At 63.9% G+C, this 20,664-nt stretch carries 14 protein-coding genes; 5 read left to right on the top strand and 9 right to left on the bottom strand.

Features of this window, described 5'->3' with window-relative positions; genetic code table 11:
- Positions 1-26: 26 nt before the first annotated feature.
- On the bottom strand, positions 27-845 hold the full coding sequence (locus Q0O40_RS02335) for an enoyl-CoA hydratase-related protein (protein ID WP_295525694.1): 819 nt from the start codon (positions 843-845) through the stop codon (positions 27-29).
- Positions 842-2,503, bottom strand: a complete 1,662-nt coding sequence (locus Q0O40_RS02330; RefSeq protein ID WP_295525691.1) for an acyl-CoA synthetase — start codon at positions 2,501-2,503, stop codon at positions 842-844. The genes Q0O40_RS02335 and Q0O40_RS02330 overlap by 4 nt, the downstream gene beginning before the upstream one ends.
- A gap of 80 nt (positions 2,504-2,583) precedes the next feature.
- Here Q0O40_RS02330 and Q0O40_RS02325 point away from each other — a divergent pair, with 80 nt between their 5' ends.
- Positions 2,584-3,801: a CoA transferase gene (locus tag Q0O40_RS02325; RefSeq protein ID WP_295525689.1), complete on the top strand. Its 1,218-nt coding sequence runs from the start codon at positions 2,584-2,586 to the stop codon at positions 3,799-3,801.
- On the top strand, positions 3,798-6,140 hold the full coding sequence (locus Q0O40_RS02320; RefSeq protein WP_295525687.1) for a CoA transferase: 2,343 nt from the start codon (positions 3,798-3,800) through the stop codon (positions 6,138-6,140). The genes Q0O40_RS02325 and Q0O40_RS02320 overlap by 4 nt, the downstream gene beginning before the upstream one ends.
- Before the next feature lie 81 nt (positions 6,141-6,221).
- Here the strand turns inward: Q0O40_RS02320 and Q0O40_RS02315 are convergent, their stop codons facing one another.
- Positions 6,222-7,865 (bottom strand): NAD(P)/FAD-dependent oxidoreductase, encoded by a 1,644-nt coding sequence (locus tag Q0O40_RS02315; RefSeq protein WP_295525684.1) that lies wholly within the window; start codon positions 7,863-7,865, stop codon positions 6,222-6,224.
- A 477-nt stretch (positions 7,866-8,342) separates the two neighbouring features.
- On the opposite strand from Q0O40_RS02315, the gene Q0O40_RS02310 reads away from it, so the two are divergent.
- Positions 8,343-10,787, top strand: coding sequence for a TonB-dependent receptor (locus Q0O40_RS02310; protein WP_295525682.1), 2,445 nt, complete (start codon positions 8,343-8,345; stop codon positions 10,785-10,787).
- 101 nt (positions 10,788-10,888) lie between these two features.
- On the opposite strand, the gene Q0O40_RS02305 is transcribed toward Q0O40_RS02310, so the two are convergent.
- Genes Q0O40_RS02305 through Q0O40_RS02285 form a run of 5 tightly spaced genes read right to left on the bottom strand, consistent with a single transcriptional unit; the run spans position 10,889 to position 16,681 of the window.
- Positions 10,889-12,031 (bottom strand): MaoC family dehydratase N-terminal domain-containing protein, encoded by a 1,143-nt coding sequence (locus tag Q0O40_RS02305; protein ID WP_295525680.1) that lies wholly within the window; start codon positions 12,029-12,031, stop codon positions 10,889-10,891.
- Positions 12,028-12,855: a hypothetical protein gene (locus Q0O40_RS02300; RefSeq protein ID WP_295525678.1), complete on the bottom strand. Its 828-nt coding sequence runs from the start codon at positions 12,853-12,855 to the stop codon at positions 12,028-12,030. Before Q0O40_RS02300 ends, Q0O40_RS02305 begins: the two co-directional genes overlap by 4 nt.
- Complete coding sequence (locus Q0O40_RS02295; RefSeq protein WP_295525676.1) at positions 12,852-14,327, bottom strand: hypothetical protein; 1,476 nt, start codon at positions 14,325-14,327, stop codon at positions 12,852-12,854. Before Q0O40_RS02295 ends, Q0O40_RS02300 begins: the two co-directional genes overlap by 4 nt.
- Entirely contained in the window at positions 14,324-15,931 is a 1,608-nt protein-coding gene (locus Q0O40_RS02290) for a class I adenylate-forming enzyme family protein (protein WP_295525674.1), read from the bottom strand. The genes Q0O40_RS02295 and Q0O40_RS02290 overlap by 4 nt, the downstream gene beginning before the upstream one ends.
- 3 nt (positions 15,932-15,934) lie before the next feature.
- The gene (locus Q0O40_RS02285; protein WP_295525672.1) at positions 15,935-16,681 is read right to left on the bottom strand and encodes a FadR/GntR family transcriptional regulator; all 747 of its coding nucleotides are present in this window, start codon (positions 16,679-16,681) and stop codon (positions 15,935-15,937) included.
- Between the two features lie 26 nt (positions 16,682-16,707).
- Here Q0O40_RS02285 and Q0O40_RS02280 point away from each other — a divergent pair, with 26 nt between their 5' ends.
- Entirely contained in the window at positions 16,708-18,042 is a 1,335-nt protein-coding gene (locus Q0O40_RS02280) for a CoA transferase (RefSeq protein ID WP_295525671.1), read from the top strand.
- Positions 18,039-19,838, top strand: a complete 1,800-nt coding sequence (locus Q0O40_RS02275) for an NAD(P)/FAD-dependent oxidoreductase (RefSeq protein ID WP_295525669.1) — start codon at positions 18,039-18,041, stop codon at positions 19,836-19,838. Before Q0O40_RS02280 ends, Q0O40_RS02275 begins: the two co-directional genes overlap by 4 nt.
- 35 nt (positions 19,839-19,873) lie before the next feature.
- On the opposite strand, the gene Q0O40_RS02270 is transcribed toward Q0O40_RS02275, so the two are convergent.
- On the bottom strand, positions 19,874-20,664 hold a 791-nt coding region (locus Q0O40_RS02270; protein ID WP_295525666.1), incomplete at its 5' end, for a zinc-binding dehydrogenase.

The raw sequence follows: 20,664 nt of genomic DNA, 5'->3' as shown, positions 1-20,664 counted from the left end.
CTATCCTCTCCTTGGTTTCTTTGGGGTCAGCGACCGGTGAATACCGGGGGCCGCTTCTGCATGAAGGCGCGCGGGCCATCCTTGGCGTCCTCGGTCGCCGCATTGTCCTTGGTGCACTGCGCTTCGATGGCGAAAGCCTCGTCGAAGGAAAGGCCGTTTGAGCGCACCATCGCCTCCTTGGTCTTGGCGAGCGCCATCGGCGCGCCGAGGCTGATGCGCCGCGCGAGTTCCTCGGCCGTTGCCATCACCTGATCTGGTGGCACCACGCGGTTGACGAGGCCCATGCCGAGCGCCTGCTCGGCGCTGATAGCCTCGCCGACGAGCGCGAGCTCCATTGCCATGGCCCAGGGCACCTGCCGCGCGAGCCGCACTAGCGAGCCGCCGCCCGCAATCAATCCGCGCCGCACTTCAGTGACGCCGATGGTCGCCTCGCTCGACATGACGCGGATATCTGTGGCGAGCACGAACTCTGCCCCGCCGGCCAAGGCATGGCCATTGATAGCGGCGACGACCGGCTTGAAGAACGAAGCCCCGCGCAGGATCGCGCGGTAGAGCTGCTTGCGGTCTGCCGCGAAACGTTCTTCCCATTCACCCACCGGTTGGCGCGTGCGCATCATAAGTGGGATGGTTATCCCAAGGTCGCCGCCTGAGGAGAACGCCTGATCACCAGCGCCCGTCACCAGCGCAACGCGGATCTCCCGGTCTTCGGCAACATCCTTCCAGACATCGCACAGCCGAACGAGCATCTCGGGCGAGAAGGCGTTGCGCTTCGCCGGCCGGTTCATCGTCACATAGGCGATGCCGTCGCGCTTTGCATAAAGAACGTGGGGTTCGCTGTCGGTCATGCTGTCCTCTCCGTTTCTTTGTCTGCCAGCCAGGCCGCGATGCGGCTGGTGACGCCGGGCCGGTCGGCCTTGCCATTGGGACCGCGCCCCAGCGACTCGACCGGGAGCACGACCCTTGGAATTTTGTGCCCGGCAAGCTGGGTGCGCAAATGTTCGATCAGCGCAGCCTCGTCGGCAATGGCACCCACCGACCATTCGACCGCTGCTGCCACCATCTGGCCAAAGCGTTCGTGCGGCAGACCGACGACGAGCGCATCCGCGACGCCGGGATGCGTCTTGATTGCGTCCTCCACTTCCTCGGGGAAAACCTTCTCGCCGCCGGTATTGATGCAGGTCGAACCGCGCCCGAGCAGCGTGATCGTCCCATCAGCCTCGATCGTGGCAAGATCGCCCGGCACCGAATAGCGCACTCCGCCGACGACCGGGAACGTCGCTGCGGTCTTGGCCGGGTCCTTGTAGTAACCGATCGGAATATGGCCGCGCACGGCAAGGCGGCCAATCACGCCGCTGCCGGGGGCGAGGGGGTCGCCTGCGTCGTCAACTACGCAGGCGTTCTTGCCCAGTTGGAAGCGCGCGCCGCTTGCCGCCCGGCGCTTTGAAGTAAGCGAGCGGCCCATGCCGCTGGCCTCGCTCGCATTGAGGAAATCGATCAGCAGCGCGCCCGGGGCATGGACGAGCAATCGCTCCTTTACGCTCGCGCTCCACGCCATGCCCGAGGAGGAGACAACCTTGAGCTTCTCAAGATTCCAGCGCTTCGGCGTAGCTTCCAGTACGTCGACCATCGGGCGGCAAAAGGCATCGCCCACAATGCACAGGTCGGTCACGCCCTCGCGCGTCATCGTATCGAGCAGGCTTGCCACATCGAACGAAAGGCCCGGCAGCGTAACCAGCGTGCCGCCGCGGTTGAGGATCGTCGCAGCAAACACGAAGCCCGTACCATGCATCAGCGGTGCGGCGGGCAGGCCCACCGGCGCGGCGCCCTCGGCAATCCGCGCGCGGACATGGTCGTGGTCGGCCTCTACAGGATCATTGGTGGTGTTGGAGGCGAGGAACATGTCATGCTGGCGCCACATCACTCCTCGCGGCAGGCCAGTTGTGCCGCCAGTGTAGATCAGCAGCTGGTCATCGCCGCTGCGCCCGCCTGGGGGAACCGTGCGGGCCGAGGCCGAGCCCGCGGCATCCTCATATGGCATTGCCCAGTCGGGGCAGGGGGCTGTCCCGTCGTCCACCCAGATCCAGGTGCGAACGTCCGGGCAGAGTGGCCGCACCGCCTCGGCCTGCGCGAGGAAGCTCGCGTGAAACACCACCGCTGCAGCATCGGCATTGGTCCAAAGCTGGACCAGCTCATCGCCGGTATAGCGGTAGTTGGTGTTCACCGGCACCAGCGCGGCTTTGAACGCCGCGAAGGCGGTTTCCATGTAGGCCGGGGTGTTGTGCAGATAGAGCGCGACCTTGTCCTGCGGTCCCAGCCCGGCGTCGAGCAAGGCGCGTGCAACCCCATCGGCGCGGCGGTCGAACGCGCGCCAGGTGATGCGCTGATCGCCGTGCATCAGTGCGGTGCGGTCCGGAATTGCCTCCGCGATGGTTTCCCACACATCGGCGAAAGTCCATTCTGCCGCGGTTTTCCGCTCCGCGATGGCACTTTCTGCGGCATTCATGGCCCATGTCCTTCCAGCCAGCTTGACCCTTCATCTCTATGGTCCTACAATAGGATGGTTGCATATGCTAGAGGGTGCGAATGTCTGATCCGGCAGTTTCTTCAGTTGCTGGGGGTGGCGCCCCCGGCGGCGGGCTAACCCCGCTGTCCGGAATCCGGATCGTCGATTTTTCGACGAACATGGCGGGGCCCTTCGCCACAATGATCCTCGCGCAACTCGGCGCCGACGTGATCAAGGTCGAATCGCCGGGGGGGGACGATGCGCGGCAATGGCCGCCGATGGTCGATGAAGTCGGCGTTGTTCACCGCCACATGAATGCGGGCAAGCGCGGCGTGGTGCTTGATCTCGGTACCGACGCGGGGCGCATCGCGGCTGTAAAGCTCGCGGGAACTTGCGATGTGTTGCTCCAGTCGATGCGCCCGGGCGTCGCCGAACGCATCGGCATCGGCGAGGCGGCGGTGCGCGCTGCGAACCCGGACATTCTGTACTATGCCTTAAGCGCATTCGGTGCGGGGCCTGTGGGCAGCGGTCTGCCGGGCTATGATCCGCTGGTGCAGGCCTTCACCGGCATCATGCATATGAACGGGCATGAAGGCGCGCCGCCGGTGCGCTGCGCGCCTTCGGTTGTCGATCTCGGCACCGGGCAGTGGATCGCGATGGGCGTGCTCGCCGCCACGCTCGCGCGCCACCGGGGCCACGCGGTGCAGCGCATGGATACCGCGCTTATGGACACTGCGTTCAACCTCATCCCCTATCAGGCAACCTCTGCGCTGGTGACAGGCAAGCGCCCCAAGCGCGCCGGTTCGGGCAATCCGATCGCCGCGCCCTATGAAGTCTACAGCGCAAGCGACGGCGACCTGATGATCGCCGCACCCAACCAGCGCCTGTGGGAACGCGTTGCGGGCGTGTTGGGGGCCGAACAACTCGTAACCGATCCACGCTTCCTCACCGTCCCAGACCGCACCACCAACAATGACGCGCTCACGCAGGAAATCGTGAACCGGCTCGCGGGCGAAACCGTCGCCTCGTGGGTCGCGAAGTTCCGCGCAGCAGGCGTACCGGTCACGCCGGTCGCGGGGCTCGAGCAATCAGTCCACTCCGAAGCTGTCGCCGAACGGCAGACCTTCCTCGACCTCGACGGCGTGCCGCATGTGCGCCTGCCGTGGATGGCCGACGGCCAGCCGGTGCCCTGGGCGCGGCCCGCGCCACGTCTGGGTGAACATACCGCCGAAGTGCTGCGCGAGATTGGCATGGGTGAAGACGAAGTCGCAGCGCTGACTTGCGGAGAGAAGCAATGAACACGGGTCAGGGAGGCGCACCGTTGTGGGTGCTGGAAGTCAGCAGCGGCATTGCCGGCGCCTACTGCGGCTGGTTGCTGGGCGACATGGGAGCCGAGGTGCTCACCCTCGCGGGCCCTGCGCCCGAGGAGAATGCCGATCCGCTCGCGCTGGCAATTGCGTATTATGCCAAGGCCAAGCGCAAGGTCTCGCCTGAAGCCATGGCTGCGGCCCTGGCTGGAGCCGACCTCATCATCACCGATGATCCCGCGCGGCTGGAAGCTCTTGCCGGAGCCACACTGGCGGATATGGCTGCGCGGCAGCCAGCGACCGTGTTCGGCGTCACCACCGTGTTCGGACTGACTGGTCCGCTTGCCACCGTTCCCGCCGTACCGCTCGATGCGCAGGCAGTTGCCAGTGTCAGCTGGGCATTGGGTGAGCCGGGGCGGCCGCCGCTCTCTATCCCGCCCGGGGTGCTCGATTGCCAGGCCGGCGCGCACCTTGCCGCGGCCTGCCTCATGGCGCGCCGTGCCGGGCCGGGGCTTGATGGCACGGGGCGCATCGTCGATATAGCGCTGGCAGACGTGCTGGCGCACTATGTCGGGGTCAATTGCCGGTTCTACATCCACCACGGCATGACCTGGCGGCGGGAGGGCCGGCGCGCGGCGGACTCGGGCGGGGCCTATCCCTTCGTGATCCTGCCTTGCGCCGATGGTGCCGTCTGCCTTTCCGGCCGCACCCGGCCTGAGTGGGAACGCTTTGTCGAGGCGATGGGCCGCCCGGCCTGGTCGCAGGAGCCGCGCTACCAAAAGCTGCGCGCGATGGGCCAGCAATACCCCGAGGAAGTTGACGCCCTCGTCATGCCCTGGCTTGCGACGCAGACCAAGGCCGAGATCGAGGCCATCGCCGACCGCTTCAAGCTGACCATCGCCCCCCTGCGCGATCTCGCCGAAGTGCTCGCGACCCCGCAACTCGCCCACCGCGATTTCCTGCGCGAATGGACGTTCGAGAACCACACCCTGATAGGCCCTGGCCTCCCGTTCCGCGCCTCGGCAGCGCGCGGTGATGCGCAAGGGGCTGATCTTGCCCCGCAGATGCTCTCCCGCGCCGCGCCTTCGCGCCCAGCAGGCGGTACGCAGCCGCTCGCGGGCTTACGCGTGCTTGATCTCGGCTGGGTCTGGTCTGCACCGCAGGTCGGCAGCATGCTCGCGCAGCTCGGTGCCGAAGTAATCAAGGTCGAGCACCGCGCCCGGCCCGACAACGCGCGCATGTCCGGCGTGATCATCCGCGATGGCCAGCGCATCGAGGGGCAGACGATGGACATGTCCCCGATGTTCCACCAGATCAACAAGGGCAAGCTGGGCATCACGCTCAACCTCAAGCAGCCTGAAGGTGTCGCTGTCCTCAAGCAGCTTGCCGCCACCAGCGATATCGTTCTGGAGAACATGTCCGCCGGCTCGGTCGAGCGTTCTGGCATCGGCTATGATACGCTGCGCTCCGATAATCCCGGCCTCGTGATGCTCGCGATGTCCGGCGCAGGCCAGTTCGGCCCGGCCTCCGACATGCGGACGTATGCGCCGACGATGTCGAGCTTTGTCGGCCTGGAATCCATGGTCGGCTATCCTAGTGAACTGCCGACGGGCGCGCTCAACTTTGCGATCGGCGATCCCAATGCCGCGGTCCATGCGCTCGTCGCGCTGTTCGCCGCGCTGGAGCGGCGCGAGGCGAGCGGGGAGGGGTGCTACATCGACCTCTCGCAGACCGAGGCTCTGTTTGCGACGCTCACGCCCTATGCTCTGCAGGCGCAGATCGCAGGGCACCAGCCGACGCCGATGGGCAATCGGCACCCGGCGATGGCGCCGCACGGGATCTACCCCGCCGCCGGTGCCGACCGCTGGCTGACGCTTGCGGTGCGCGATGACAAGGACTGGACTGCTCTCGGCGCGCTCGCTGCCGGCGAGGGTTGGGCAGGGGCCCAGACCTATGCCAATGCCGCCGGGCGCATTGCCGCACGCGACGCGCTCGATGCAGCACTCGCTGGCTGGACGGCTGGTCAGGACTGCGACGAACTTGTCGCCGCCTTGCGCGCAGCCGGCATTCCCGCCTCGCCGGTCAATGATATCGACGGGCTATGGCAAGATCCGCAGATCGCGGCGCGCGCCATGGCGGATCTGGTCGAAATTCCCGGTCTTGGGGCAGAAATCCTGTTCCGCTCGCCTTGGACGGTCAGCGGTGTCGAAATCGCAACCGGCACGCGCGGGCCAGTGATCGGCGAGCACAACGTTGCGGTGCTACAGGGGCTGCTCGGCCTTTCGGAAGAGGCTTACGCCAAAATGAATGCGGCCGGCGTCCTATCCTGACACCGGCTGCCAATAGTTCTGGGCCAAAGACTATGGGGAGGGGAAACTGGGTGGATCGCTGATCCACCCAGTTTTTATGTATCAGTTCGCGTCAGCCATGGCCGGGTTGCGGATTTCGAAGCCCTTGTAGCCATCTGCCGCCACTTCCGCGCAGACCGCAGTGTATGAGGGCATGCCGTTCAGATAGGCGGTGAAGACACGCGGCTTACCCGGCAGGTTGGAGTTCATGTACCAGGAATCGACCGTCGGATAGAGTGTCTGGTCCGCTGCCTCGATGATATCCTGCACCCACTTGCTCTCGGCCTCGGCGGTCGCTTCGAACTCGGTCGCCCCAGTTTTGCGCATCGTCTGAAGCACATCGGCGATCCAGTCGACGTTCTGCTCGATGCAACCGGGGAAGTTGGTCAGCGTGCCCGGGGTGCCGGGGCCGGTGATAGTGAACAGGTTGGGGAAGCCCTGCGGGCACAGGCCCAGATAGGCGCGCGGCCCGTCCTGCCACTTGTCCGCCAGCGTCTGGCCGCCCTTGCCGGTTAGATTCATCTTGAGCAGCGTGCCGGTCACCGTGTCGAAGCCGGTCGCAAACACGATCGCGTCGAGCTTGTAGTGATCGCCGCTCGTCAGCGTCAGTCCATCCTCGGTCGCACCAGCCACCGGGTCGCTCCGAATGTCGACGACGCTGACGTTGTCGCGGTTGAAGGTCTCGTAATAGTTGGTGTCGAGCGGCGGCCGCTTGGTCGCAGCCGGATGGTTGAACCGGCACAGCACATCCGCCTTTGCCGGATCCTTGACCGTCTCCTTGATCTTGGCGGTGATGTACTCGACGAACACGTTATTCGTCTCCGGGTTGGTGATCACGTCGTTGTAGCCGGTGAACATGAAGCGGAAGCCGCCGACTTCCCACAGCTTGTCGAGCACGGCCTTGCGCTGCTCGGGGGTGTCTTCCATCGCCGATTTTGTGGGCACGGGGAACGACATGCCGATCGGCGATGCGAGTACAAGCTCGCGCCAATCGTCGTAAGTTTCCAACTGCTTGCGCCGCATTTCATCAGTGAGTTCGAAATTGCGCGCAGGCACGCTGTAGCTCGCGGTGCGCTGGAACACAGTGAGGTGCTCTGCTTGCTCTGCAATGAGCGGAGTGCACTGGATGCCGCTCGATCCGGTGCCGATCAGGCTGACCCGCTTGCCGGAAAAATTGACACCCTCATGCGGCCAGAGGGCGGTATGATAGAGTTCACCCTGAAAGTTTTCGAGGCCCGGGTAAGTGGGCTTGGCCGGGGTCGAGGTGTTGCCGACTCCGGTGATCAGGAACCGCGCCTGCACGGTCTCCCCCTTGTCGGTCTCGACCAGCCAAGTATGGCTGCCCTCGTCATACTTTCCGGACGTAATGCGCGTGCCGAACTCGATATCCTTCCTCAGATCGAGCTTGTCGGCGACGAAGTTCAGATAGGAGAGGATTTCGGGCTGCGCGGGATAGCGGCAGCTCCAGGTCCATTCCTTGCGGATCTCTTCCGAGAACGAATAGCAGTAGTAGTGGCTCTCGGAATCGCAGCGCGCGCCGGGATATCGGTTCCAGTACCACGTGCCGCCGACGTCAGTCGCCGCATCGAACACGCGCGTGGTGAAGCCCTGCGCACGCAGTTTATAGAGCGCGTAAAGGCCTGAGAAACCAGCCCCCACGATGACAGCGTCAACCTGGGTGGGACGAACGGGCTGCGACTGCGTCATGTTGTGCCTCCGTGCATGGCCACCACTCTGGTTGGCCCGGTCAGTTGGGTCTGGTGGCCGGGAACGGCGCTGGCAGGCGCGAAAGATCCGGTGGCCGCGACAGGCAGGACAGGTCCTTGCGGCGCAAACGCTGCCTGCGCACTGGCGACTGGCATGTTGTCCGGCGTCTCCATGGACGGTCCCCTCCTGCTCCGCGCCTCGAGGCGCGATGGGTTCTGGCTATCCTGAAAGGTTTAAAACGTCAATGGTCCTACCGTAGAATGATGGAAGCGCCGTTGGCGTAAGCCCGATGTCCGCTTCACTCAGTATTCTACGGTCCTACAATTGACTAATCCGATTTTTTGGTGTATTCTACGGTCCTACAATTGACTAATCCGATTTTTTGGTGAAAGAGGGCCCCAACGGGAACCCAGAAGGGACGGGAGAGGGAGCATGAAGGTGGCAAAGAGCGCATTTTATGGGAGCGGTGTGATAGCTATGGCAGTGGGCCTAGCCGCGGTTTCTCCGGCACAAGCGCAGGAAAAGCCGGCAGTCGAGCAGGCTGCGCCGCAGGAAGACGATTCGCAGGCGATTGTCGTTACGGCCAACAAGCGAGAGCAGAACCTCAACGACGTCGGCCTCTCGGTCACCGCCATCGGCAGCGAAGCTCTGTCAGAACGCCGCATCACGTCGGTACAGGATATTGCTGCTGCAGTGCCTGGCCTGAAGTTCGCGGAAAGCGGCGCGGGCACCCCGATTTACACCCTGCGCGGCATCGGCTTCAACGAAGAGAGCCTTGGCGTTTATCCTTCTGTCAGCGTCTACACTGACGAAGTCCCGCTGCCATTCCCTGTGCTCACCCTGCGCTCGGCCTTCGACCTTGAGCGGGTCGAAGCGCTCAAGGGTCCGCAGGGCACGCTGTTTGGCCAGAACGCCACCGGCGGCGCGATCAACTACATCGCGGCCAAGCCGACCAACGAACTCTCGTATGGCGCGGATATCAGCTATGGCCGCTTCAATGCGATTAACGGCAACGCCTTTATCAGCGCGCCGCTGGGCGAGAAGGCTGGCGTACGGCTAGCGGTCACCGGTGCGGACAGCGATGGCTGGCAGCGCAGTCTGACCCGTCCGGGTGATCGCAACGGCAAGCAGCAGTACATTGCTGGCCGCCTGACTTTCACCGCGAATCCGACCGAGACGGTGCGTCTGCGTGCCACCTTGACCGCCTGGCAGGACAAGAGCCAGCCCCAGGCTGCGCAACTCATTGCCGTGCGTGCGCAAAATCCTGCTGCCGTTCAACCCGGGACGCTGGCATCGCCATTCGGTACAACCGATCCGCGCTCGGCCGACTGGACCACGACGTCCAACTATGTCGTGTTCAAAGATCCGGCGAAAGGCGATTTCTCGATTTTGCCTCAGACAACCGGCGATCTGAGCCCGCGCAGCAACCGCAAGTTCATCCAGGGCGCTCTGCGTGCGGATATTGATCTCGGCGATGTTGCAACGCTCACCTCGATTACGTCATATCTCGATTTCCGCCAGAACCTCTTCAGTGACAAGGACGGTAGCGCGCAGGCGGTGGCCAATATCGGCGACGGCCTTGCCAATATCCACTCGTTTAACCAGGAACTTCGCCTCGCCAGTGCGGGCAAGGGCCCGCTGCGTTGGGTGATCGGCGCGAACTATGAGAACAGCAAGACCTTCGAGGACCAGGGCCTGACCTTTGCCAACGGTTCGTCCTCGGCACCGGGTACGCTGTTCATCAACACCACCGGCAGCGAGGTGTTGCAGCGCATCCGCAACTACGCATTCTTCGCGAACGCCGAGTATGGGCTCACCGACAAGCTGACCTTCAAGCTCGGCGGCCGCTATACCAATTCTCGCAACAAGGCCGAGCTGTGCTCGAAGGGCAATGGTGACGGCCTCGTCTCCACGCTGTTCAACATCATCGGGGGGCTTTCGGGCAATCCTTTTACACCGATCGGGGTGAACGGTTGCTACGTGCTCAATGCCAAGGGCGTGCCGGGCGAGCGGCTCAAGAACACGCTGGCAGAGGACAACGTCTCGTGGCGCGCGGGTCTCGACTACAAGCTAAATTCTGACACACTCTTCTTCGCCAACGTCTCGCGCGGCTATAAAGCAGGCAGCTTCCCGACCCTCGCCTCGGCCGATTTCAAGGCCTATTTCCCAGTCACGCAGGAATCGGTCACCTCTTACGAGGCTGGCTTCAAGGCCTCGCTCGCGGACCGCATGATTCAGCTTAACGCTGCGGCATTCTACTATGATTACAACAACAAGCAGATCCGCGGCAAAGTCGTCGATCCGATCTTCGACGTCCTCGACGTGCTGATCAATGTGCCCAAGTCGAAGGTGCTGGGCGCCGAGGCCGAACTCACCGTGCGGCCGACGCGCGGGCTTACGCTAGGCGGATCAGTGACTTATCTGGACTCCGAGGTTCGCGCTAAGAACGGCTCGCGCTTCGTCGGCCCGACTGCCTATGGCAACAGCTGCACCACCGCCGCCGGTGCGCCCGGGCCGTGCGATTTCACCGGCAGCGAACTGCCCTTCACGCCGAACTGGTCTTACAGCCTTAACCTTGATTATCGCGCCGAAGTGGGTAGCGGCTCGCTGATCTTCGGTGCGGACCTGCGCGGCCAGTCCTCGTCGGTCTCCACGCTCAATGGCCGCACGATCCAGTTCCGCACACTGGCAAATGATCGCAATGCGCCGGGTATCGGCCAACCCTTCGTGATCCCGGCCTATGCCACGGTCGATGCGCGCCTCGGCTACGAGTTCGGCGACAAGCGCTACAAGATCCTCGCCTGGGGCAAGAACGTGTTCAACAAGTACTTCGTGACCAACGCCGCGCACTATCTGGATACCACGGTGCGCTTCACCGGGATGCCGGCGACGTACGGCATCACGCTTAGCATCAAGAACTGATCTTCCAAAGGCCGCCGGGGACTCCTCTGCCCGGCGGCCAAAATGATTAGGGCTCCCAGCTCGCGCCGGGGGCCCTCCTTTTTGCAGCGCGGAGAAAATGCTCAGGCGCTGGGCGTATGCGTCGGCAGGATCACCGTGGCGGTGCCCTTGGCGGTCACTTCGCCCAGCTGGTTCACCACGCGCAGCACCAGATCGATGACATGGTCGCCGTCCTCTACGCGCTTGTCGGCGATCTCAGCGCGGCACCATGAAACGTCGCCGAAGATGTTGGGCCGCCGTACTGAGACGCTGAGACGGCGCAGGAAGCCGTTATCGCCCATCCAGTTCGTCATGTGCTGGCCCATCCACGAAATGCGCTGCGGGCCGACATCATAGCCGCCTGGCATGCCCACTTCCCGCGCCATCTTGGCTTCGGCATGCCCGCGTGCGGCGCTGTCTGCTGCGCCGGTTTCGGGATTGACGTAGGAGTCAGCCGGATGCCGTCGACGGTGCATGTGCGCCCGGCGGTGCGATTGGTAACTGTGCCCGCCGCCCGAATACCAGCAGATCATGTCGGTGATGTTGAGCGGGCCCTTGAGCATTGGCTGAATCTCGCTGCAGACCTCGACGTCCTCCCAGAAGCGGGGGGCAGCCCCCCGCAGTTCCTCGGTCTCGATCGCATGGCCGATGGCTTCCAGCTCTTCGGGCGAATACTTGTGCGTCTCGCGCGGGGCGTAGCTCAGCCCGCCACTCGCCTTGGAGCGGGCCGTGCGCGCGGTATGGCCATGGGCGACGCAGACCAGCTTGCCATGCTGATTGGTGTAGCGCGTTTCGCCGGTCTGGATGATGAACTTGGCCGCCTTGCCGCCCGCCTTCTCCACAGCATCAAGTAATTTCGCGCTCACCGTGAAGCTGTCGCGGTGGCGGATCGGCTCGTACCATTCGAAGTCGGTGCCGCCATAGAGCCATTGGATCCCGCGCAGCTTGGGCGCGACCACGGTGGTGTCGATCGTGTAGAGGAAGCAGCCGGGCGCGAGTGCGCCGCCCCACTGCGAGGTTGCGCCATAGGCGGGATCGGTAAACAGCGGATTGTCGTCACCAAGCCCCCAGCAAAAATGGCGCACCGCATCGGGTGAGGCTTCGGTGTTCCACTGCTGGCCGGTGCGGCGCAGCTCGACCCCGATCAGTTCGCGTGCCTCTTCCAGCGCGCCGGGCCACAGAGCCGGGGTTTGACTTGCCGTCGGGCTGGGGGAAACATCATTCATGGCCAGACCCTTGCTTCCTGCGCCAGCACGCCACCGGGCGTGAGGACGCGCGTCAACCATTCATCGCCGTCGCGCGTCAGCGTCAGCGTCAGTTCCGACCCGCACAGGATCGGCGCTACATTGCGGCTGCGCCAGCACGCAGGCTCTCCACCCACGTGCGCGCGGAACATTTCGAGGAGCACCATTGCGGGGATCGTCCCGTTGACCAGCAGTGCCGGATAGCCTTCGGACCGCGCGTAAGGCAGGTCGTAATGGATGCGATGCGGGTTGTCGGTGATCGCCGAATAGCGGAACAGCACGGTCTCGTCGGGAACGAAAGTGCAGGTCACGTCGGCCGGAGGAAATGGCGTTGGCGCGGGCGGCGGCGCGGGCTTGGCTGGTATCTCGCCAGTTTCGGCCTCGCGCAGCACATAGCTGCTGGTCTCAACGATCACAGGCTGATCGCCATCTTCGAGCGTGATGCGGTGCTCGATATCGATGAGTGCGAAGCGGCCCGACTTGCCGCTCTTTTCGGTGACCGAGGCGGTGCGACTGCTGCGCCTCAGATGCGCGCCGATGGAAATATCGCCTAGAAAATCGATCTTGCGCCCGCCCATCATCAGGCGCGGCATACCCAGATCGGGCAGCGTCACGCCAAGGTGCGCGGCGCCATCGTAGCGCAAATCGGCCTGTGGCGTCGGCGGGTTGAAGAAAGCGACATGCCAGCCGCGCGGCAGCGGGTCGCCTTCGGCAAGGCCCAGCGGATCGCGATTGAGCAGCGCCGCCATGCGCCGCACCAACGGCAGTGCGCAAACGTCGTCGGCGGTTTCGGGCACCGCGCTCATGCCGCAATCCGCCCGGCTTTGACTATAATGCGCCGACCAACCCATTCGTCGTCCTGCATCGCCGCGATCAGGTCCGGTGCCTCTGACGTGACGAGCGCGCGGGTGCTAAGGTTTGTATCGATGAGCGCGATGGCTTTGGGCGCCGCGCCGCGTTCGTGGACGACGGTATAGCCGGCCACGCGGCCCGGACCGGTGTAATCGAGAGTAACGGAGAGTTCGGCGGCGTTTGCTGCAACCTCGGCGGTCACGTCCCGCCGCACAAAGCCGTTTGGCGATGGCTCCGTAGACCAAAGCGCGAAGGCCTGCTTGGTCATGATGCCCGAGACGCAGGAAAGCAGCGCAGTCCTGCCCTGGCCTTCGCGAAGCAGCTTCGCGGTGCGCGCGGTCGCCTGGAAGAAGTAGTTGTTATAGGGCCCGCCCGCGAAAGGCATCCCCCCCGTCACCGTCAGCGCGCGGCCCTCATCGATCCCCGCCGCATCGGCGAAGGTATCCACTGCGACCGGGAAGCAGCTGTAGAGTTCAACGAGGTCGATCTCCGCTGGCGTCAGGCCGCTCGCTTCAAGCACTGCTTTCGCCGCAGCATCCGCACCCGGCGAACGGATCAGATCGGCCCGCGCGGAAACGGCGAGCATATGGTTCGCCTCGGCGCTCGCCAGCGGAAAAACCCAGCGCGCGCGGTCGATCCCCAGCGCCTCGGCCTTCTCCGCCGAACAGAGCAACAGCGCGGCGGCTTGATCGACATTCCACGTCGAGCAATGCGCGCGGGTATAGGGGAAGGCCTGCATCGGGTTGCCTGGACCGTCATCACGGATCTGCTCTGCCGTCGGTGACTTGCGGTTCCAAGCATCGGGGTTGGCGGCGGCGATGGCAGCAAACCGCGCATAGCGCTTGGCCATCCGGTCGCGGTGCTCGCTCACGCTGAGGCCGGCGGCGGCGCGGCGCGCGCTTTCGAGCACGGCATAGAGCCCTACCGGCATGGCCAGCCCCGCAGCAACTTCGGCCTCGTGGCGCAGTTCGGCCTTGGGTTCGAGTCGCTGGTCGGGTTCGTCGTCCTGATTGCGTTCCTCGGCGCGGGCACCGCTGATCTTCGCGCGCAGGATGCGGTAGCCCGCATCCGCTCCGGTAATGAGCGCGCTGTCAACCCGCCCTTCGGCAATCGCCGCGCAGGCATCGGCGATCAGCGTCTGCTGCAGCACCCCGACACTGGAAACGATCGTCGTAGCGTTCACTGCGCCCACCGTGCGCTTGATCTCGCCCGCCGGGTTGCGATAGCGCCAGCGCCCGCGCGGCACGGCAATCGATCCAAGCTGCGCCAGCAACTCCGGTGCACCGCAGTCCTCGCCTGCCGCGCGCACGGCCTCCAGCATCAGGTCCATCGGTTCGAGCGCGCTGGTATGATCTTCCTCACGCTGCATGATCACGCCGATGCCGACCAGAATCGGCGTGCGCGGGGGGAGGGGCGGCAAGTTCATGCGGCGGCCTCGCCGATCCGGGCCGCGCGCTGGCGCAGCTCGCCTTTCTGGATCTTCCCATTGGCATTGCGCGGCAACGGCGCGGTATCGATGATCACGTGGGCAGGAACCTTGTAGTCTGACAGGCGCTCGGCGCACCATGCGCGGATTGCAGCCGGGTTGAGGGCGCTGCCCTCGGTAGTGACGAAAGCGATCACCGCCTCGCCCAGCATCGGATCGGAGCGGCCGACCACCGCAGCTTCGACCACGCCGTGGAGCCCCGCGATCACGCTTTCGACCTCGGCGGGATAAATCTTGAAGCCGCCGCGAATTATCATGTCCTTCTTGCGGTCGGCAATTCGGACATAGCCCCCCGCATCCACACTGCCGATATCGCCCGATTTCCAGTAACCACCGGTGAAGGAGGCTGCGGTGGCATCGGGATTGCCCCAGTAGCCGGGGATCACCATCGGCCCCGCGATCCACAATTCGCCGTCCATGCCCGGCGGCACTTCGCGGCCCGCATCGTCCATCACGAGAATATCGCCGCAGCGCACGACGCGGCCGATGCTGTCAGCGCGCTCGATGCCTTCGCCTGGTGGCATGATCGTAGTGGGGGAGGTGGTCTCCGTCGCGCCGTAGGCGTTGCACATGGCAAGCTGGGGGAAGGCCGCGGCAAAGCGCGCGATCGTCGGCTCCGGCATCGGCGCGCCGCCATAGGCTGCAATGCGCCAAGTGCTCAAGTCGAAGGCCGCGAGATCGGGTTCCAGCAGGCATAGGCCGTACATCGCCGGCACCATCAGCGCATGGGTGATCCGCTCGCGCTCCAGCAGTTCCAGTGCCACGCGTCGTTTGAAATCGGCGAGCATCACGAGCGTGCTACCCAGATAGAGCATCGGCATCAGCACGCCGCACAGACCGCTGACATGCGCCCATGGCACACAGAGCAGCGAACGCTCCTCAGCCCCAAGTGCCAAGGCATCGCGCCAGTGCAGGCAAGAATGGATTGCGCCGAGGTGCGTGAGCATCGCGCCCTTGGGGCGGCCCGTGGTGCCCGAGGTGTAGAGGATGGCGAAAAATGCCTCTTCCTCCACCGATGTCGCTTCTGGCGCCGCTTGCGGCTGGCTTACCGCCGTGCGCCATGCATCTGAGGAGATATCGAAGCGCGCGCCAGGTGCAGACGGTGCGGCTGCCACCACATCGGCGAACTTTGGCTCCAGCACCAGCGCGGCAGGGGTACAGTCGGTGCAGATGTAGTCCAGCTCCGGCCCCCGCGAGCGCGTGCTGACGGCCACGAGCACCGCGCCGAGTTGCAGCACGGCGAGTACCGCGCGCACCGCATCCGCGCTGTTGTCGAGCATGACCGCTACCCTGTCGCCTGTGCCGACGCCTTGCGTGGCCAGCAATGCGGCCAGTGAACCGGCTTCGTGCTGGAGCTGTGCATAAGTAAGCCTTAGATCGCCATCCACTACTGCCACGGCATCAGGCCGCGCTGCGACGACATCGCGGAAATGGCCCAGCAGATCGGTCGGCCGCTGCGCATAGCAACGCATTATGCGGCCCCAATGGGTTTCGCGGCGCAGCGCGGGTTCCGGCAATGGCGTATCGCTAGCCGGAACCGTCATGCATCAGCCCGTTGCGTCTTCGCTAGCAGCCGCTGCCGCAGCCAAGGCTGCCTCAAGGATGACTGCGTAGGCCTGGACGTCACGTTCGACGCGGCGACGCGCCAACGCTGCATCACCTGCTTCGATGGCTTCCAAAATTTTGGCATGCGCCAAGATCACCCGTTCACGGACTTCGATCGCGGCGAATTCCTTGATCTGCGAAGCTTCGAACATCAGTCCGCTGACGGAGGTAGCGAAGGCGTGGAGCAGATCGTTGTGGCTCGCGGCTGCAATGGCATCGTGCCAGTTCACGTTTTCTTCTAGGAAGATGGGGACATTTTCCTTGGCCGCTTCCTCGATACGCACCGAGATGGCCCTCAGAGTGGTGAGATCTTCTTCGGTTCGCCGCTCCGCCGCCAAGGCCGCGACCATCGGCTCTAGTGCAAGGCGCACTTCTACAAGCACGCGCAAGGGAATGCTGCGGCCTTTGGCATAGAGATTGATGTGGCTGGCGAGCTGATTGGTCGTCGGCTGTGAGACCGTCGTGCCGCCATATCGGCCTGCGCGTGTATGGACGAGGCCCTGGGCCTCCAGAATGCGCAAGGCCTCTCGCACCGAACCCCGGCTCAGTCCGGTCGCCGAAACCAGCTCACGCTCTGTGGGCAGGGTTACACCCGGCTGATAAGCGTCGCTCAGGATATCCTGTCTGAGCCGGTCGGCGAGGACGTCGCTCGACTTGGGCACCTTGATGCGGCCGAGTCCCTCCAGCATCGTATCGGCCTGGGTGGCTGTGCCGCTTGGCGAAACTTCTGATGTCATACGAAATCCTACCGCTACCATCTAGACAAGTCAATTATTGGACCATAGAAAATAACAACATGAACACATTCCCGCAAACCCGACCAATCGAGTCGCTCCCCGACGGATTTCGACCGTTGGAGGGAAAACGCGTGGTCGATTTCACCAAGATTCTCGCAGGTCCGCTGTGTACGCAGTATCTAGCGGATCTCGGAGCCGACGTTGTCAAGGTTGAGCCGCTCCATGGAGATGATACGCGTGGATGGCCGCCTTTCGAAAGCGGGGTCGGCGCGATCTTCACCGCCGTCAATCGCAACAAGCGCGGGATTGCGCTCGATCTCAAGAAGCCCGCCGGTCTTTCGGTAGCTGAGGCGCTGGTCCGCGAGGCGGATATTGTCGTCGAGAGTTTCGGGCCCGGTGTGGCCGATCGTCTCGGCATTGGCTGGGAGCGGCTTTCCGCGATCAACCCCCGTATAGTTTATGCCAACATCTCCGGTTATGGAACGCGCGGCCCGATGAATGAGGGCAAAGGCTACGATCTAATTGCCCAGGCCTTCACAGGTATGCTTTCGCTGACGGGCGAACCGGGCGGCCCGCCCGCCCGCTCCCCGTTTTCTCCGATCGACCAGGCGACTGGCTATCATGCCGTGATCGGCATCCTCGGCAGCCTGATGCAGCGGGACCGGACGGGTCACGGCCACCGGATCGAAGTGTCTCTGTTCGATTCCGCTGTCGGCTTTCTGGGTTATTTTCTGCAGAACTACTGGGTGCGAGGCACCGAGCCCGAACGGCCCGGTTCGGGCCATGAATCGCTCGTGCCCTATCAGGCGTTTCCGACCGCAGACGCGCCGATCATCCTCGGCATCGCGAACGACGGGTTCTGGCGACTGTTCTGCGATCTGGTAGAGCGCCCCGATCTGGCCGCCGACCCTCGCTTCGCCACCAATGGCGAGCGGGTCCTGCACCGCGCGGTGTTGGTGCCGATTGTTACCCAGATCCTTGCTGGCCGCACCCGTGCCATTTGGCTCGAGGCGCTTGGCGCGCGCGATATTCCCTGCTCGCCAGTCCACACGCTGGGTGAACTTTCGGCCCATCCGCAGACCGAAGCATCGGACATGATCTTGCGTGACGGGGATTTCCGCACCGTTGCAACGCCGCTGCGTGCTGACGGGGAGCGTCCCGCGCTTCGGCTGCGTCCGCCGCTGCTGGGGGAGCACAGCCGCGCGGTGCTCGCCGAACTCGGATACAACGACGACACAATCAAGGCGCTGATTGCAGACAGCATTCTGGGCACGCCGCACTGGGCAAACACAGATATCGGGAGAGAACCATGAGCGATACCGAGTCCGTTGGACGGAGCTACGACGCGCTTCGTGAAAAGTACCTCGGCGAGCGTAACAGGCGGCTGCGGAGTGAGGGCAATGATCAGTATGTCGCGGTGGATCATCCGTTCATTGGTGATGTTGAGGACCCTTATGTCAGCGAGCCGCTCGAGCGCGCGCCGATCAGCGAGGACCTTGACGTCGTGGTCGTTGGCGGTGGCTTTTCCGGCTTGCTCGCCGCGACCAGCCTGATCAGGGAAGGAGTGACTGATGTCCGCATAGTCGAAAAGGGCAGCGATGTCGGCGGCACCTGGTATTGGAACCGTTATCCCGGCTGCCGCTGCGATGTGGAAGCCTACAGCTATCTGCCGCTGATCGAGGACCACGGCGAAATGCCCAGCGAGCGTTATGCGCGTGCGCCGGAAATACTCGATCACGCCCGGCGGATCGCCCGGCAGACCGGCATCTACGACAAGGCACTGCTCCAGACCGGCGTAAGCGGTGCGGCGTGGGACGAGGCGCGGGGCCGCTGGATCGTCACGACCGACCGCGGCGACGAACTGCGTGCGCGGTTCCTGTGCATGGCAAGTGGCATCCTCAGCCGCCCCAAGCTGCCCGGCATCCTCGGTGCTGGTGATTTCAAGGGCCACACTTTCCACACCTCGCGCTGGGATTACGTCTATACCAAGGGCGATAACACCGGCGGGTTGACGGACCTTCAGGACAAGCGGGTCGCCATCATCGGCACAGGTGCAAGCGCGGTGCAGGCCATTCCCCACCTCGGCGAGTGGTGCCAGCAACTCTATGTGGTGCAGCGCACGCCCGCCGCAGTTGACGACCGTGAGAACGCGCCGACCGATCCTGACTGGTGGAATAGCCAGGAGCCCGGCTGGTGGGAACGACGCGCACTCAATTTCGAGGGCTTCGTCAACTTGATCCCGCAGGAGGTCGATCTCATTCAGGATGGGTGGACCCGCAACTGGGGCAAGATGACTGAAGCCATGTACAAGGGCAAGACGCCCGAGGAGATGGGCGCGCTGCGCCAGCAGGCAGACTACGAAAAGATGGAGGCTATGCGCACCCGGATCGCCGGGATCGTCATTGATCCGGACACGGCCGAGGCGCTAAAGCCTTATTTCAACTGGATGTGCAAGCGGCCGCTGTTCGTTGACAATTACTTCGAGACTTACAACCGGCCCAACGTGAACCTGATCGACACCAAGGGGCGCGGTCTCGATCGGATCACCGAGACGGGTATCATGTTCGATGGCACCGAATATCCCGTAGACTGCATCATCTATGCCAGCGGTTTCGAGGTGGCTTCACCGCCCGATCGCACCGCTGGGTTCGACATGCGCGGTGTCGGCGGGATGACGCTGTCAGACTATTGGACGGACGGGCGCCGTTCGCTCCACGGGATGCTGGTGCACAATTTCCCGAACATGGCTATCATAAGCGGTCTCAAACAGTCCGGTATCACCTGGAACATCACCTTCATGAACCGCCGTCAGGCCGAACACTACGCGGCACTGGTCAAACGCTGCCTCGATCGCGGTGTCAACTTCGACGTGACCGATGCGGCAGAGCAGGGCTGGCTCGAAGTTCTGGCAGACAAGGCGCAGAAGGATGATACTTTCTTCCGTGAATGCACCCCTGGCTATTACAACAACGAGGGCAAGAACGAGCGCGATTCGATCTTTCTCAGCAACTACGGCGGCGGCCCGTTCGAATACATGGACGTCCTGCGCTGCTGGATCGGCAACGATGCAGCGGTTGAGCGCGATCTGGCGCTGACACCGGCAGTTTGATTTCCGAGCGTCCGAAAGGATAGTGTGCTGGACGGCTAGGCCGGGTCGTCCAGCACCAGCACCATCCGCCCGATGACCTTCCCGTCACGCAAGTTTTCAAGCGCGGCGTTGACTTCATCGAGTGTGCACGGCGTGATCGGAATGTCGGGCATCAGTCCGCGCTTGGCAAGCGCGACCACTTCCTTCAGTTCGGCAAGTCCGCCGACATAGCTACCCTGAAGCGTGGCCGCTTTGGCCGGCATCAGCGGCAACGGCAACTTGAGCTCGCCGCCGAACAGCCCGACCTGGATTAGCTTGCCTCCCTTCGAAAGGGCGTCGAACGCAAATGCAGCGGTGGAGCTGGCATTGACCGTGTCGATAATCGAGAAGACCTTGCCGCCGCACGCTTCGGTGATTTTCGCGACGGTTGATCCGGTATCGCCATCGGATAGGACGACGCGTGACGCACCCTGTGCCAGCGCGGCCTCGAGTTTGGTCGACCCGGTATCTACTGCGCAAATCCGGGCATGGCCGAGCGCCTGCAAAAGCGAGATGGCATTGAGCCCGAGCCCGCCAGCGCCTATCACGACGACCGTGTCGTCGGGATCGAGCGGCATGAGTTTGCGGATTGCCCCGAACACAGTCACGCCTGAACAAGCATAGGTTGCGGCGACCGCCGGATCGAGCCCATCGATATCGAGCAGATACTTGGGGTCGGAGACGATGACGTGGCTGCCATAGCCTCCATCAACGGCAAGGCCCATCGGCCGCATTGTGAGGCACAGGTTCTGCTCGTCCGCACGGCAGCGTTTGCACTCGCCGCAGCCGACCCAAGGGAAAACCAAGC

The sequence above is a fragment of the Novosphingobium sp. Chol11 genome, from assembly GCF_945870625.1.
Classification (GTDB): Bacteria; Pseudomonadota; Alphaproteobacteria; order Sphingomonadales; family Sphingomonadaceae; genus Novosphingobium.
The sequence above is the reverse complement of the archived record's forward strand: the minus strand, read 5'-3'. Positions and strand labels throughout refer to the sequence as shown.

Excerpts from the sequence above, each read along its gene's own strand:
- Q0O40_RS02335 (WP_295525694.1), bottom strand. The coding sequence starts at position 845 with ATGACCGACAGCGAACCCCACGTTCTTTATGCAAAGCGCGACGGCATC.
- Q0O40_RS02330 (WP_295525691.1), bottom strand. The coding sequence starts at position 2,503 with ATGAATGCCGCAGAAAGTGCCATCGCGGAGCGGAAAACCGCGGCAGAA.
- Q0O40_RS02325 (WP_295525689.1), top strand. The coding sequence starts at position 2,584 with ATGTCTGATCCGGCAGTTTCTTCAGTTGCTGGGGGTGGCGCCCCCGGC.
- Q0O40_RS02320 (WP_295525687.1), top strand. The coding sequence starts at position 3,798 with ATGAACACGGGTCAGGGAGGCGCACCGTTGTGGGTGCTGGAAGTCAGC.
- Q0O40_RS02315 (WP_295525684.1), bottom strand. The coding sequence starts at position 7,865 with ATGACGCAGTCGCAGCCCGTTCGTCCCACCCAGGTTGACGCTGTCATC.
- Q0O40_RS02310 (WP_295525682.1), top strand. The coding sequence starts at position 8,343 with ATGGCAGTGGGCCTAGCCGCGGTTTCTCCGGCACAAGCGCAGGAAAAG.
- Q0O40_RS02305 (WP_295525680.1), bottom strand. The coding sequence starts at position 12,031 with ATGAATGATGTTTCCCCCAGCCCGACGGCAAGTCAAACCCCGGCTCTG.
- Q0O40_RS02300 (WP_295525678.1), bottom strand. The coding sequence starts at position 12,855 with ATGAGCGCGGTGCCCGAAACCGCCGACGACGTTTGCGCACTGCCGTTG.
- Q0O40_RS02295 (WP_295525676.1), bottom strand. The coding sequence starts at position 14,327 with ATGAACTTGCCGCCCCTCCCCCCGCGCACGCCGATTCTGGTCGGCATC.
- Q0O40_RS02290 (WP_295525674.1), bottom strand. The coding sequence starts at position 15,931 with ATGACGGTTCCGGCTAGCGATACGCCATTGCCGGAACCCGCGCTGCGC.
- Q0O40_RS02285 (WP_295525672.1), bottom strand. The coding sequence starts at position 16,681 with ATGCTGGAGGGACTCGGCCGCATCAAGGTGCCCAAGTCGAGCGACGTC.
- Q0O40_RS02275 (WP_295525669.1), top strand. The coding sequence starts at position 18,039 with ATGAGCGATACCGAGTCCGTTGGACGGAGCTACGACGCGCTTCGTGAA.